Source organism: Pseudonocardia oceanicola, assembly GCF_047200735.1.
In the GTDB taxonomy this organism is placed as follows: domain Bacteria; phylum Actinomycetota; class Actinomycetes; order Mycobacteriales; family Pseudonocardiaceae; genus Pseudonocardia.
In genome coordinates, this window is record NZ_JBJZON010000038.1 from 1 (window position 1) to 13,304 (window position 13,304).

Sequence of the window (13,304 nt, forward strand, 5' to 3'; positions counted from 1 at the left end):
GGGGGCGCTTGGCGCTGCAGCTGACGAGGTCGGGGGTGTCGCGTTGCTGGTCGGTGCGCGTCCGGGCAGTTGGGAGTCCGAGCTGGTCATGAGGCTTGCTCATCAATACGCCTCGACTGAGGACGGGCTCTGGGGCGATGGCGGGGAGCCTTGGGACACGTCGGTGCGGCAGGTGCCCTCGGCTCTGGCTGATGTCGGGATGAGCGACGAGGAGCTCAGCTCACTGCGTCTTCTGATGGCCACCTGGGATCAGGGGCAGGTCGCCTGGTTCACCAGTCTGCTGGAGCTGGCCCGCGAGGCCGGTCGCAAGGAGCGCTGACCCGGGGAGGGATCATTGCTGGTGGCGGGTGGTGCTGACGTAGCGCGCCCAGTCTGAGCCCGCTCGTTGTGCGTGCTTCATCGCCGTGGCGGGGCTGATGTCGAGGGCGTCGGCGAGAACCTGGGGCGGTGCTTCTCGGACGAGTTGTTGCCAGGTGGTGTTCCGGGCGGCGCGCACCGGGATTCCGGCGCCGCGTAGGGCGGCGAGCAGGGTCGTGCGGCTGAGGTGCTCGCCGGGGACCTGGCCGGGGAACAGCCATCGGGCCTGCGCATTGGCGGCGGTGTTGGTGTTGGCGCGGTGCTCGAGATGAAGGCGGATCAGCGCCGCGAGCTGCTCGGGAACGGGAGCCCACTGCTTGCCGAGGCGGAGCCGTAGCTCCGGCGAAGAGGCGTCGGAGCCGGCCAGGTCGGCGAGGGTCAGGGCGACGACCTTCCCGGCGGGCTGCCCGAAGAGAGTGATCAAGCAGCCAGCGATGCGGTAGGGGAGTGCCAGCTCGTCGTCGAGCAGCAGCGAGCGAATGATCTCCAGTCGGGCGTGTTCACCGATCAGCTGCGGGTTGTCCCTGTCCCGGCGGGGGAGTTCGAGCTTGCCGGTGAGCCGCTGCGCGCGACACCAGTAGAGGAACCGCTGGACATGTTCGCGGGTGCCTGGTCCGCCGGCGTGCCAGGAGTCGATCTCGTGCTGAGACAGCTCGGCCATTGTGGTGCCGCGCAGGGCGAGCCAGCCCAGGAACTCGATCGTGACGGTGATCGACTGCTTGGCCCGCAGGACCGGGCCGGCCTCGACCGGGCCGTGCTCGGCCTGTCGGCGCAGATCGCGCAGATGGTGCCAGCGGGCGAAGCGGTCGAGCAGCTGCCTGTGCTCGGGGTGATCGACCCGGGCGAGGGTGTCGTCGAGCCAACGCTGAAACGTCGCCAGCCGTCGATCGCGGGGCGGCAGGGCGTGGTGGGTGACCAGGAGCGCGCGCAGATACTCGACGGTGCGGCCGGCGGGCAGCGCGTCGAGAGCGTCGTGGGACAGCTCGAGGCTGCCGGTGCCCAGTGCGCGCAGCAGCTGTCCGACCTGCGGGTTGGCCCGCATCCAGGTCACGCCGCTGTTCGCCCGGGGCATCGAGCAGAGCGCCTCGGCCATCGGCTGCAGCGCCGGCGAAATCTGGCCGTCGGGTCCAGCGAGGTGGTCGTGGACCATGTCGCGCAGCAGGCATCGCCAGCAGGTGGCGCCCTTGGCGAGCCAGGCTTCCTGCCCGCACCCGGCGCAGGTCAGCGTGAGCGGAACACTGCTGCAGCGCAGACAGGTCGGCTCCTTGGCGGTGTTGAGCCCGGGAACCATGCCGGTATGGCCGCAGTCGGCGCAGACCCCTTCGCGGCGACGGGCGGCGTGGTAGCAGTAGGTGCAGATCGGCCCCTCGGGCCAGCGCGCGGCGAGCTGGTAGCACTGCCCGCAGCGCGTGCACTCCGGCCACCGGTCCGGGTCCGGTGTGGTGCTGCGAGCTCGGGGCTTGCGCGGCGGGCTCACCCGCCGCCGCCATTGGCGCCGTCGCCGGTGTCTTCGTCGTCGAGGATGCGGGCGCGTTCGGGCCGGAACTCACCGGGCATCGCCATCACGCTGCCGGCTCCGCCTTCGCCTGCGGCGGCCTTGGGGGTCCTGGCTGCGACGACGTGCGGGGTGATCAAGTCGTTGGGGGAGCAGCCGAAGATGTCGCAGAGCGCCACGAGCGTCTTCATCGACAGCCGCTCGGGCTTGTCGGTGACCAGTCGATAGACCTGGGCCGCGGACAGCTTCACGCCGCGTTCGGCCAGCAACGGGACGAGCTGGGTCGTCTTCCACATCTGGTGCGCGGCCATGAGTTGTCGCAGGTTCCACTGGAAGTCCAGTCGGCGACGTGCGGGCATCAGAGCTCTCCGGTTGACTCGGGACCAGTCCCAGGTTCCTGCTCGGCGCCTCGAGCGCCTAGCGCCAGAGCGCGGCCGACGCTGGCATCGAGCACTCCGCGCAGCGTGCGGGTGCGGAAGTCCGAGGACACCGAGGTGTAGAGCGCGGTGGTGGAGGCGTAGGAGTGCCCGACCTGTTGCTGGACGAACAGCGGGTCGTAGCCGGCCTCGAGCAGGTGCGTGACATAGGAGTGGCGCAGGCAGTGCAGGGTCAGCTCGGGCGGCATCCCGAGGGCGTCGCGGTAGTCGGCGAACCGGGCGCTGAGCTTCTCCTTCGACAGCCGGCCAGACCGCTCGCTGGGCCACAAAGACGTGCTCCGCGCTGCGGTCGGGGCCAGCTCCCGGCACTGCTCGACCCACTGCGTGATCACCCGGACCGACCAGGGGAAGACCGTGAGCACGCTGCGCCGCTTCGGGGTGCTGCCCTTGCCCGCCTTGCCCCAGCGGACGTAGAGCACCCCGTGCGCGCCGAACTCCGGGGCGTGCGGGTTGGTGCCGAAATCGGCCAGCTCGAGCATCGCCGTCTCCCGTCGCCGCAGCCCCCAGGCATAGGTGGTCTTCAACGCCGCCGCGTCGCGGACTGCGGTGAACCAGCCCTTGTGTCCGCTGCGGCGGGCCTGGTCAACCTGCTCGTCGGCGTAGTCGAACAGCCGCTGCAACTCGGCCTTGGTCAACGCCCGCCGCCGCGGATCGCCCTCGGTGTCCTGGACATGGGCGGCGGTGTTCCACTCGAAGCAGATCTGCGCCGGGTGGGACCCGAACAGCCGTTCGCACACAGCGGTCCATTGATAGCGCGGATCGGCGGCGTAGTCGCAGAACAGCCGGATCGCGCCCTGGTAGCTGCGCACCGTGGACAACGCGCAGCGCTCGCCGCGCAGCTCGGCGGTGAACGCCTCCATCTCCGCGGGCCGCCAGTCCCACGGGAACTCGTTGGTGAACCGCTGGAACCGCCGCACCACGGCCAGGCGCCCGTCCACGGTGCCGTGGTGCAGGTTGCGGCTCAGCTGCTGATCCCGCCAGCCGGCGAGCATCGCCTCGAACACCTGCTCATCCGGCCGCAGTAGCCGCGAGGTGCCCGCCAGGAACAGCTCACCGGCCACACCGGCCGGACCCCGCGGACCGTGCGACGAACCCGGCACAACGACCTCCGCAGCGACATCCAAGAGTCAGGGGTGATGCGCGAATCATGCATCAGATGATTGATCCCTGGCAACGGCGCACGTCGAGGCACTGTTGAAGTCGTCGCTACGGGCCGCCAACGCCCAACGCGTCGTGCTCGCTCGGGGGCGTGGACCTGCAGTTCGAAGCAGGTCTCACCGCGCGGTGACCAGTTCATGCATCCACTGAAACTCGTCATCGTCTGAAGCCGATAATCTACGTTATGACAGTTTGTTCGTACGTAGTACTCATCCGACACCACGACGTCGCCCGAGATCCGCAGCGAGATCCGCGACTTCCGTGACCAGAACACCCGCGTCCTCAAATTGGTGGGCGCGGAGACGCGGCCTCCTGGTTCTACCGTCGCGACCCGCTCGAGTGGCGTCGTGTCGCCGGACCCTGGACAGGCTGCTGTAAGCTCGTTCGGGCTGGCGCTGGATGCACAAGCCCGTCCGCCTGGGTCGCGGTCGGTAGCCCCGGACGGCGGGCGTGCAGCCCCGACGACATGAGCACCTTCGCTGAACGACGAACCAGTTCGTGCCTCCGTCGCGACTGGTCGTTCTCCTCCAGCCGATAATCGACATTTCCACAGTTCTTGGAGAACGGGGTGCACGCGGGCGGACCCGGCGTCGCTCCTCGGTCCCCGAGCCGGTCGCCTTCTCCGACAGCCCCCCATGCCCGACCGCCGCTCTTCCTCGAGAAGGAACGAATCTGGCGGAGCTCATCATGGGTCGTGAACAGCTTGCGGTCGCGGAGCCGATTCGCGCTCACCGACGGAGACCGGAACTGGTGTGCCGTCGATGTGTTCGATGACAGGGCGGCAAAAGACAGGGCCGCAGAAGACAGGGCCGCAGAGGACAGGGCCGCAGAGGACAGGGCCGCAGAGGACAGGGCCGCAGAGGACAGGGCGGCAGTGACGGTCGGTCGTCGATGGTGGCACGAACGAGGATCACCGCACGACCTGGGCGATCAGGTTGAGCGCCTACACGCCCAGCCGTGATCGCGGGGAACGCACGGCGACGGAAGGGCCGACCGGACTCCGCTGGTGACCACCCGAGGGCGTTCGGCCGACGCCGCGCGATGCTGCGCCGAACCGCCGTTTCCCGTTCGGCCGGCCGACGGCACCTCCGCGGTAATCCGTACCAAAAACGACAGCGGAGGTGTCGGGCCCGCAACCCCGAGCAACGCTCCCATGGCCGGGCGGAACCGGACGAATCATGAAACGGCACGAGGAGGAACCACACGATGGCTATCGACGTTCGGGAACCAGAGCGCATCTTCGGGATGTCGGTGACGGGCCGTGGGGGTGAGAAGCTCGGCAAGGTCGACGGGGTCTACATCGACGACGACACGCAGCGTCCGGAATGGGCCGCCGTGCGGACCGGGCTGTTCGGCTCGCACGTGTCCCTGGTGCCGCTCGCGACGGCGGAGCTGTCCGGCGACGAGCTCACGGTCCCGTACGACAAGGACGCGCTGCGTTCCGCTCCGCACCACGATCCGGACACCCACCTCAGCCCGGCCGAGGAGCGGCAGCTCTACGAGCACTACGGACTGGCCTACGGCGCCCGCGGCGAAGCCGCAGGAACAGCTGGGACGGCGGGAGGAGAGGCAGACACCTCCACCACGCGGGAGTCGACGGACCGCGGGGGTGCCGTCGGACGCGATGTCTCCGGTCCGACGACCGACGACGCGATGACTCGATCCGAGGAGCGAATGCGCGTCGGGACCGAGGACACCGAGGCCGGGCGCGTGCGGCTGCGCAAGTACGTGGTGACCGAGAACGTGACCCAGACGGTGCCGGTCTCGCACGAGGAGGTGCGGGTCGAGCGCGAGCCGATCACCGATGCGAACGTCGACGCGGCGACGAGCGGCCCGGCGATCTCCGAGGAGGAGCACGAGGTCACCCTGCACGCCGAACGGCCGGTCAAGCAGACCGAGGCGGTTCCGGTGGAACGGGTGCGCCTGGGCAAGGAGACCGTGACCGAAGAGGAGCAGGTCAGCGGAGAGGTCCGCCGTGAGGAGGTCGAGACGACCGGGATCGAGGAGACCGGCAGGAACCGGACCGATCGCGAGCGCTGACCGGTCCGGTGATCGGCACGGGCTGCTCCCCTCCCCCGGGTTCGCCCGGCCGGGAGCGGCCCGTCAGGGGCGGACGAGAACGGGCTCGAGTGGTTCGCCGAGCGGGCGATGAGTTCCGCGGGGCCGTGGAGTCGTACGGGCATGAGCAACGACACCACGTCCCGCACCACCGTCACGAACATCGGCGTCGCGATGTTCACCGTCGCCGACCAGGACGCCGCCCTGGAGTGGTACACCCGCGTGCTCGACTTCGAGGTCCGCGGTGACACCCGCTTCGGCCCGAACGGCGAGTACCGCTGGCTGGAGGTGGCCCCCCGCGGTTCCACCGCCCGCCTGGCCCTCAACCCGCCCATGTACGACCAGCCCGGCGGCAGCTCGATCGGGGTGGAGACCCCGGACGTACTGGCCGAGCACGCCCGGCTCCGCGCGATCGGCGGGGTCGACATGGACGACGCGCCGGACGACAGCACGCCCGGGGCGCCGAAGCTGTTCATGCTCCGCGACCCGGACGGCAACCACATCGCCGTCGTCGAGGTGCCCACCGGCGGCTGAACTCCACCTCGACCTCCGCCCGTCCCCGCGCCCGGGGACGGGCGGACCACCGCGCGGTGTCGCCCGACCGGCGTCTCGGGCGGCCGCTCCGGCGCGCGTGGGTTCCACACCATGATCACCGCTGCCACGCCCCGGATCGCGCCCGAGGTGCAGGACGTGCCGCAGTACGCCGAGATGGCCGCCGCGGCGCCCATCGACATCAGCGCCTACGTCGGCACGCCCATCGTCAGCGGCGACGGCCGGTTGTTCGGCACGGTCTGCGGCTACGATCCGGCGCCGCAGCCCGAGGGGCTACGCGACCAGCTGCCGCTGCTCGACCTGCTCTGCGCCCTCCTGTCGGCCGTTCTCGACGCGGACCTGTCCGCCACGGCCGCCACCCGCGAGCTCGAGCGCACCCGCCGGGAGGCCGAGACCGACGCGCTGACCGGCCTGCTCAACCGCCGGGGCTGGGACCGGTTCGTCGAGCAGGAGGAGGAGCGGTTCCGCCGGTTCGGCGACGCTGCCGGCGTGGTCGTGACGGACCTCGACACCCTCAAAGACGGTCAACGACGGGCAGGGGGCACGACGCCGGCGACGAGTACAGCAGAAGCGCCGCCGGCGCCACGCTCAGGACGCCCGGCGCTCCTCCTCGGTACGGGCGAGCCGTCGCAGCTGGGCGGCCAGGTAGGGCCGCGCCCGGCGCTGCCCGCCCCGCGTGGCGATGGCCTCGTCGAGGGCTCGCAGGGCGCCCAGGACGGCGTCGAGGTTCGGCTCCCAGCCGCGCCGCTCGCACTCGGCGAACCACTCGGCCGGGCTGCGGTGCCCCCGCTCCGCATTGCACCGGCGGCACGCCACGACCTCGTTCTCCACCCAGGACGGGCCGCCCTTCACCTTCGGTACCAGGTGGTCGGTGGTCGGCGCGACGAGACCGAGGCACGGGCGCCCGCACCACACGCAGGCGTCGCCGTCGCGGGCCGCGGCGGCGCGCAGCCGCTCGGCGCGACCGGGCTGCGGGTGCGGGAGTGCCATCGCCGTCCAGTGTCCCCGGGCGTGGGCCGGGGCGCCCGGCCGAGCCCGGGGCCGCCGGCGTCAGCCGGGGTCGGTCGCGACTAGCCGGTCGAGCATGGTCCACATCGGGCCGAGATCACCCTCGTGCGCCGCGACGGAGGCCCGGACGTTCTCGGCGGGGTCGAGCGCGGCCCAGCGGATCCGCCGGCCCGCGTCGCGGGCGAGCTGACCCAGGAACGCCCGCTGCGTGCGCCCGTTGCCCTCCCGGAAGGGGTGCAGGTCGTTGATCCCCGCGAGGAGCGCGGTCAGACCGGTGACGAAGCCGGTGCGGTCGCGTCCCCGGAGGTGATCGTGTCGGGCGAGACCGGCGAAGAGGTCGGCGGCCCGGCGCTCGAGCTCGTCGGGCGGGCAGAAGAGCCGGCCCTTGCCGAGCGCGACCGTACGCAGCTGCCCCGCCCACGGGTAGACGTCGCCGAAGACGTGCCAGTGGAAGGCCTGCAGGTGGGGCAGGTCGTAGCTGCCGGGCACCGGGCGCAGCTCCAGCCCGGCGAGCCGGGCGGCGGTGAAGTCGGCCTCGGCGGCGGCGAGCGTGACGGAATCGGTCAGGCCGAGCCGGTTGCGCAGGACGCCGGTGCGGAGATCGAGGTAGGGGTCCCAGCTCAAGCCGGACGTGGTGACCGGGCATGCGGGCGGTAGTGCGCGGTCAGCCGCGCCACGGCCTGCTCGGGGTCCAGCTCGCCGCGGGCGATCGCCTCGCACAGCGACAGCCCCGTGCTGCTCGGTTCCAGGCCCTCGGCCCGGACCGACGCGAGTGCCTCGGCGACCGCGTCGCGGCAGCACGGGGCGGCAGCGGGCTCACGGGTCACGTGCACGCCCGGGAGCCTACCGGAGCGCGGCGCCCACGCCCGGACGACCGTCCGCGTCGTCTCCTTCCGCGCCGCCCCACGCCGGTCCGGCTGCCTGCTGCGCCGAGCTCCCCCTCGTGATCGACGCCACCGGGCCGGTCCGGAACACCAGGAAGAGTTGAGCGTTTGACCAATGCGTGACGACAGTGACCGACCGCCCCGTGGCCCTCCCCCTCCTCGACGACGCGGGGCGCGCAGCGCTCTTCACCGAGGCCCGGACGGCCAACACGTTCTCGCCGGAGCCGGTCTCGGACGAGACGCTCCGCGCCATCTGGGACCTGGCGAAGTGGCCCCCGACCGCCGCCAACACCCAGCCCCTGCGCGTGACCTTCGTGCGCACGGAGGAGGGCAAGCAGCGGCTGCTCCCGCTGCTCGCCGAGGGCAACCGGCCCAAGTCCGACAAGGCACCGGTCGTGGCGATCCTGGCCGCCGACCTGGACTTCCACGAGTTCGTGCCGCAGACCTTCCCCGCGCGGGCCGAGATGAAGGACGCGTTCGAGGCGTCGGGCCGCGAGGGTCGCGAGGACATGGCGCGCTTCAACTCCACCCTGCAGATCGGCTACTTCCTGCTCGCCGCCCGCGCCCACGGCCTGGCCACGGGGCCGATGGCCGGCTTCGACCACGACGCCGTGACCGCGGAGTTCCACCCCGGCGGCCGCGAGAAGGCCCTCCTGGTCGTGAACCTCGGCCACCCCGGCCCCGACGCGTGGTTCCCGCGCCTGCCGCGGCTCGACCACGCCGACGTCGTGCGCTGGGCCTGACGAGCGCCGGTCGTCGAGGGCCTCGTCCGGCGACGGCAGGCCGGGGGCTCACGGCGTGAGCGGGCCCGTCCGGCACTCCTGCGGCTCGACGCCGCGACGGAACACCCGCGCAGACCCGTGCAGCGTCACCGCCCCGCCGGACACCCGCAGCCAGCCGCCCTCACGCAGCCCGACGACGGGTACGTCGTTCTCCTCGAGGAACTCGGCGATCCGCTCCTCCCGGGTCTCGCCCATGTGCACCGATCCGGGGACCGGGTCGAGATAGTGCGGGTCTATCTGGATTCCGTTCCTCGATCGGTTCGGCGCGCTGCCTGCAAAAACGTGCCGAACGGATCTCACGGTAGACACGGACACCGCAGCGAGTCAAGATACTGGCCATGGCTGCGCCCCTCCCCCTCGCCGACCTCCTCGACTCCTGGGTGGTCACCCTGGAAGCCGAGCGCAAGAGCGAGGAGACCATCCGGTCCTATGTCACCGGCGTGCGTGCGTTCCTCGCGTGGTGCACCGAGCAGGACCGCCCGGCGCTGCTCGATCGGGCGACCGTGAACGCCTTCACCGCGGCGATCCTCGGTCGCGGGGCGGAGGCGACGACGGCCCGCTCCCGGCAGCTCGCGGTGCGCCGGTTCTCCGCGTGGCTGGCCGAGGAGGGCGAGCAGGACACCGACGCACTGCTCGGGATGAAGCTGCCGAAGATCGACAGCAAGGTGGTGGAGGTGCTCACCGAGGACCAGCTCCGCGCCCTGCTGCGCGCGTGCGCGGGCCGGGAGTTCGTGGACCGCCGCGATACCGCGATCATCCGGCTGATGATCGAGACCGGCCTTCGGGCCGGGGAGCTGGTCGCCATGACGCTGCCCGACCTCGACATCCCGGCCGGCCGCGCGGTGATCCAGCGCGGCAAGGGCGGCAAGGGTCGGGTGGTGCCGTTCGGTGCCCAGACGGCCCAGGCGCTCGACCGCTACGTCCGCGCGCGCCGCACGCACCGGCTCGCCGGGACGCCGACCCTGTGGCTCGGATGGCCCGGCAAGGGATTCGGCTACGCGGCCTTGCACAAGATGATCAGGTCCCGCGGTGACGCTGCGGGGATCGAGCGGCTCCACCCGCACGTGCTGCGCCACGTCGCCGCCTCGCGGTGGCTGGCCGCGGGCGGATCCGAGGGCGGGCTGATGAGCGTCGCGGGCTGGCAGCGCCGCGAGATGCTGGATAGATACGCCCGGGCGACAGCGTCGGAGCGGGCCGCCGAGGAGGCCCGTCGGCTCAACCTCGGCGACCTGTAGCCGCCGTATCGGCGTGTCGCGCTCGGCGTGTCGCACTCGCGGCGCGTCGGGCGCCGTCGGCGTGTCCGACGAATCATCCCCCTGACCAGCGATTCTGAGAGCGCTCGCAGCGAACGGGTCGACAGCGGCGCGCGCGGTGGGCGCGCATCCTTGGACGGGTGACAGGCTGAGGTCACCTCGGACAGCGCAATGCGCGCGACGAAGCCCCGGCCCGGTGCGGCAACACCGGCGGGGGCGGTCCGACACTCCAGCTCACCCGACCAAGGGAGACCTCTGTCATGCCGTTCGGCAGCCACTGTAGCCCCGGCGAACGCTCCGCGCTCGCCCGGGCCGCGTCCTACACCTCCTGGTCGCAGACCGAGGACCGGGCCGCCCGCACCGCGCCGGCCCGCCGGGCCGCGCTCGCCCGGTTCGAGGCCCAGGTCGACCCCGACGGAACGCTCCAGGAGGCCGAGCGCGCCCGGCGCGCGGAGGCCGCGATGCGCGCCCACATGGCCGCCATCGCCGCGAAGTCCGCGAAGGTCCGTCGCCAGCGCCGCGAGCAGCGGGAGGCGGCAGCGTGACCGATCCGGCCGCCCTCGCCGACCTGATCGAGCACGCAATCGTCACCGTGGCCGAGGAGGACGGCAGCTTCGACACCGCGGCAGCCGCCACGGTGCTCGCCGGCGTCACGCCACCCGACCAGCTCGACGCGATGCTCGCCCTCGTCGCGCCCGCGTTCTTCGCGGTGATGTTCGGATCCGAACCGCTACCGCAGACCACGAACTGACCGACCCCGACGCATCCCCCGGTGATTCTCGTGATCGCCGGGGTTTCTGTCGTCCACCACACAGAAATGGCCCGCTGCGGGACCTGGCCGTCCCGCGCGGGCCTCGAACCCGGAGAGGTACCTCCGTGAACACCCCCAACCGTAGCACCCCCCGGCCGCCGACCTGCCCGGTGTGCGTCCAGCGCCACCGCGCGTGGGTCACCGCCGACCACCGATGTGACACCCGGTGCGTCTTCGAGAAGGAGCATGGGCGCCACCCCGGCCCCATCCTCGATCACCACCGGCCCGGCCCAACGTGCGTGCTCGGGTGCCAGCGATGCCGGACCGCCACGCTGTGCCCCGGCGCCATCCGCCTGCTCACCCGGCGAGGCGCCCGATGAGCGAGCGCGTGTCGTTCTGGGACCACCTCCGCCGGGACAACGACCCCGGGGAGCTCCGCGTCGCCAGCGAGCTCGCCGCCCGACTGGTCGAGATGGCCGACCGGGACCCGGCCGCCCCGCTGGTCGTCGCCGTCCGCTCTGCCGTCGAGCTGATCGACGCCCGGGCCGAGCAGCGGCGCGCGCTGCGCGAGGCCGCGCTCGACGTCCGGTCGGCGCCCGGCTGGCCCGACCGGATCCTGAACCACATCCCGCACGGGGAGATCGTGCGACGCCGCTACCCGCCGAACGGCGACCCGGCCGAGTGGGCTCGACGAGGAGGTGCGGCAGCGTGATCGACTACGGCACCGACCACGACGACACCGAGCAGTGGGTCGACGAGGACGGCCAGGTGCACGACGACGCCGTCACGCGCGGAAGGCTCCGCCTCGTCGCCGACGACGAGCGGGCCGAGGAGGACGCAGAGGTCTGGCCGTCTCCGGCCGCGCCCCTGGCGGTGGCCGACGAGTTCGCCGACCGGCGCTCGATCGACGGCACGCCCACCATCGGCCGCAAGGCGGGCCAGTGGTGGCGGTGGCGTGGAACGCACTGGGCCGAGGCGCACGACGAGGAGATCCGCGGACAGATCTATGCCGAGCTGCGCGACGCGGTGTACATGCGCAAGGCCGACGACGGCGCGTACACCCGGACGCGGTGGAACCCGACGGGCAAGCGCGTGTCCGATGCGCTCGACGCGCTGGCGTGTTCGTCCGCCGCGCTGCCGGCGGGACTCACCTCCGGACACTACGTCACCGGCGAGCCCGCGAGCGGCCTCATCCCGATGGCCACCGGCGTGCTGGACCTCGAGACCCGCGAGGTGCTGCCGCACTCGCCGCGACTGTTCAATGACAACGCCCTGCCGTACGACATCGACCCGGATGCCGGTGCCGAACCGCGGGAGTGGCTGCGGTTCCTCGACGGATTGTTCGCCGACGACCCCGACGGCGAGGACAAGATCGAGCTGATCCGGCAGTGGTTCGGCTACCTGCTGAGCGGTCGCACCGATCATCAGAAGGGACTCCTCCTCGTCGGACCGACGAGGGCCGGCAAGGGCACCATCTTGAGCGTGGCCGAGGCCCTGGTGGGCACGGAGAACACCGCCGCGACGTCGTTCGGTGCCCTGGCTGGCGGGTTCGGGCTCGCCGCCCTGGCGGGTAAGAGCCTGGCCGTGGTCGGCGACAGCCGCGAGCGGCCCAACCCGGCGGCACTGGAGAAGGTGCTGTCGATCATCGGTGGCGACGCCGTGCTGGTCGACCGCAAGTTCCGGGACCCGCAGACCGTCCGCCTCGGAAGCCGGTTCATGATCGCTTCGAACGAGGTGCCCGACCTCGGCGACCGATCCGCGGCAGCGGTCGGCCGGTTCCTCATCCTCCGTTTCACGCGATCGTTCTTCGGCAACGAGGATCTCGGCCTGCTCGACCGGCTGCTCGCCGAGCTGCCGGAGGTCGCCAACTGGGCCCTCGTCGGGCTCGACCGCCTCGCCGAGCTTCGCCGGTTCACCGAGCCCGCCAGCGCGCGGGCCGAGCGCGAGACGCTGACCCAGGACGCCAGCCCGATCCGCCAGTTCGCCGACGACGCCCTCGTCGCCGGGACCGGCAACCGGGTGCCGCGCACCGTGCTGTACGACGCCTGGCGGGAGTGGGCCGAGCGCCACGGCTTCCGCTCCGGCAACGTGGCGACGTTCGGGCGCATGCTCCGCGAAGCCCTCCCCGGGGTCGGGGACGGGCGCGTCCAGATGGCCGGGGAGCGGGTCCGCTTCTACACCGGGGTCACCTTCCGCCGGTCGTACACCGGCGCGTCCGCCGACCTCTCCGGCTCGATCGAGGATCCGACGCTACGCCGCCAGGCGCTGGAGTACGCGGTCGACGACCCCGACTGACCACCGGGACGGCTCGGCACCTGGCCAGGGTGGCCAGGCAGTGGCCAGGTAGTGGCCAGGCAACAGTCCGTTTGCCTGGCCACTGAAAACCGCAGGTCAAACCAGGGTTTCACCCCGAGTGGCCAGGACGTCCAGGCAGATTCGGGAGTTACGCGCAGGAGAACCAATGGGTTAGGTGAGCCTGTACTCACCTTTCAGGTTCTAGTGGGGAAAGATACAGAAGTGCCTGGCCACCTGGCCACTTGATCTCTAAACGGCATCTGACCAGCGGTTT

16 protein-coding genes and 1 pseudogene are annotated in these 13,304 nt (G+C 71.7%); 10 read left to right on the forward strand and 7 right to left on the reverse strand.

All coding sequences use genetic code 11. The features are described from left to right. The coding region (locus ACL02T_RS32115) for a hypothetical protein (RefSeq protein WP_412834572.1) at positions 1–319 on the forward strand (319 nt) is incomplete at its 5' end. A gap of 12 nt (positions 320–331) precedes the next feature. On the opposite strand, the gene ACL02T_RS32120 is transcribed toward ACL02T_RS32115, so the two are convergent. From ACL02T_RS32120 to ACL02T_RS32130, 3 genes are read right to left on the reverse strand one after another with little or no spacing between them, the layout of a single operon-like run. After that, on the reverse strand, positions 332–1,834 hold the full coding sequence (locus tag ACL02T_RS32120; protein ID WP_412834573.1) for a hypothetical protein: 1,503 nt from the start codon (positions 1,832–1,834) through the stop codon (positions 332–334). Further along, positions 1,831–2,211, reverse strand: coding sequence for a helix-turn-helix domain-containing protein (locus ACL02T_RS32125; protein WP_412834574.1), 381 nt, complete (start codon positions 2,209–2,211; stop codon positions 1,831–1,833). Before ACL02T_RS32125 ends, ACL02T_RS32120 begins: the two co-directional genes overlap by 4 nt. Continuing rightward, positions 2,211–3,350, reverse strand: coding sequence for a tyrosine-type recombinase/integrase (locus ACL02T_RS32130; protein ID WP_412834575.1), 1,140 nt, complete (start codon positions 3,348–3,350; stop codon positions 2,211–2,213). The genes ACL02T_RS32125 and ACL02T_RS32130 overlap by 1 nt, the downstream gene beginning before the upstream one ends. 1,303 nt (positions 3,351–4,653) lie before the next feature. Between ACL02T_RS32130 and ACL02T_RS32135 the strand changes: the two genes are divergently transcribed. The 3 genes and pseudogenes from ACL02T_RS32135 to ACL02T_RS32145 all read left to right on the forward strand — a co-directional run. Further along, positions 4,654–5,487 carry a DUF2382 domain-containing protein gene (locus tag ACL02T_RS32135; protein ID WP_412834576.1) on the forward strand — a complete coding sequence of 278 codons (834 nt, stop codon included), beginning with the start codon at positions 4,654–4,656 and terminating at the stop codon, positions 5,485–5,487. Positions 5,488–5,628: 141 nt separating this feature from the next. Further along, positions 5,629–6,039, forward strand: a complete 411-nt coding sequence (locus tag ACL02T_RS32140; RefSeq protein WP_412834577.1) for a VOC family protein — start codon at positions 5,629–5,631, stop codon at positions 6,037–6,039. A 111-nt stretch (positions 6,040–6,150) separates the two neighbouring features. Continuing rightward, positions 6,151–6,372, forward strand: a pseudogene (locus ACL02T_RS32145) (GAF domain-containing protein); the annotation flags it as partial. A gap of 273 nt (positions 6,373–6,645) precedes the next feature. Here the strand turns inward: ACL02T_RS32145 and ACL02T_RS32150 are convergent. From ACL02T_RS32150 to ACL02T_RS32160, 3 genes are read right to left on the reverse strand one after another with little or no spacing between them, the layout of a single operon-like run. Further along, positions 6,646–7,047, reverse strand: coding sequence for an HNH endonuclease (locus ACL02T_RS32150; RefSeq protein ID WP_412834621.1), 402 nt, complete (start codon positions 7,045–7,047; stop codon positions 6,646–6,648). A 60-nt stretch (positions 7,048–7,107) separates the two neighbouring features. Next, complete coding sequence (locus tag ACL02T_RS32155) at positions 7,108–7,689, reverse strand: Fic/DOC family protein (RefSeq protein ID WP_412834578.1); 582 nt, start codon at positions 7,687–7,689, stop codon at positions 7,108–7,110. Beyond that, positions 7,686–7,898 (reverse strand): antitoxin VbhA family protein, encoded by a 213-nt coding sequence (locus ACL02T_RS32160; RefSeq protein ID WP_412834579.1) that lies wholly within the window; start codon positions 7,896–7,898, stop codon positions 7,686–7,688. Before ACL02T_RS32160 ends, ACL02T_RS32155 begins: the two co-directional genes overlap by 4 nt. Positions 7,899–8,092: 194 nt before the next feature. On the opposite strand from ACL02T_RS32160, the gene ACL02T_RS32165 reads away from it, so the two are divergent. Further along, complete coding sequence (locus tag ACL02T_RS32165; RefSeq protein ID WP_412834580.1) at positions 8,093–8,692, forward strand: malonic semialdehyde reductase; 600 nt, start codon at positions 8,093–8,095, stop codon at positions 8,690–8,692. 48 nt (positions 8,693–8,740) lie between these two features. Here ACL02T_RS32165 and ACL02T_RS32170 read toward each other — a convergent pair whose 3' ends face one another. Then, positions 8,741–9,046: a Type 1 glutamine amidotransferase-like domain-containing protein gene (locus ACL02T_RS32170; RefSeq protein ID WP_412834581.1), complete on the reverse strand. Its 306-nt coding sequence runs from the start codon at positions 9,044–9,046 to the stop codon at positions 8,741–8,743. 23 nt (positions 9,047–9,069) lie between these two features. On the opposite strand from ACL02T_RS32170, the gene ACL02T_RS32175 reads away from it, so the two are divergent. The 5 genes from ACL02T_RS32175 (at position 9,070) to ACL02T_RS32195 (ending at position 13,030) form a co-directional block, all read left to right on the forward strand. Continuing rightward, positions 9,070–9,966 carry a tyrosine-type recombinase/integrase gene (locus ACL02T_RS32175; RefSeq protein ID WP_412834582.1) on the forward strand — a complete coding sequence of 299 codons (897 nt, stop codon included), beginning with the start codon at positions 9,070–9,072 and terminating at the stop codon, positions 9,964–9,966. 278 nt (positions 9,967–10,244) lie between these two features. Beyond that, positions 10,245–10,529 carry a hypothetical protein gene (locus tag ACL02T_RS32180; RefSeq protein ID WP_412834583.1) on the forward strand — a complete coding sequence of 95 codons (285 nt, stop codon included), beginning with the start codon at positions 10,245–10,247 and terminating at the stop codon, positions 10,527–10,529. Continuing rightward, a complete protein-coding gene (locus ACL02T_RS32185; protein WP_412834584.1) occupies positions 10,526–10,735 on the forward strand; it encodes a hypothetical protein in 210 nt (69 codons plus the stop codon). The genes ACL02T_RS32180 and ACL02T_RS32185 overlap by 4 nt, the downstream gene beginning before the upstream one ends. A gap of 376 nt (positions 10,736–11,111) precedes the next feature. Continuing rightward, complete coding sequence (locus ACL02T_RS32190) at positions 11,112–11,447, forward strand: hypothetical protein (RefSeq protein WP_412834585.1); 336 nt, start codon at positions 11,112–11,114, stop codon at positions 11,445–11,447. Then, positions 11,444–13,030 (forward strand): DNA primase family protein, encoded by a 1,587-nt coding sequence (locus tag ACL02T_RS32195; RefSeq protein WP_412834586.1) that lies wholly within the window; start codon positions 11,444–11,446, stop codon positions 13,028–13,030. The genes ACL02T_RS32190 and ACL02T_RS32195 overlap by 4 nt, the downstream gene beginning before the upstream one ends. Positions 13,031–13,304 lie beyond the last annotated feature (274 nt).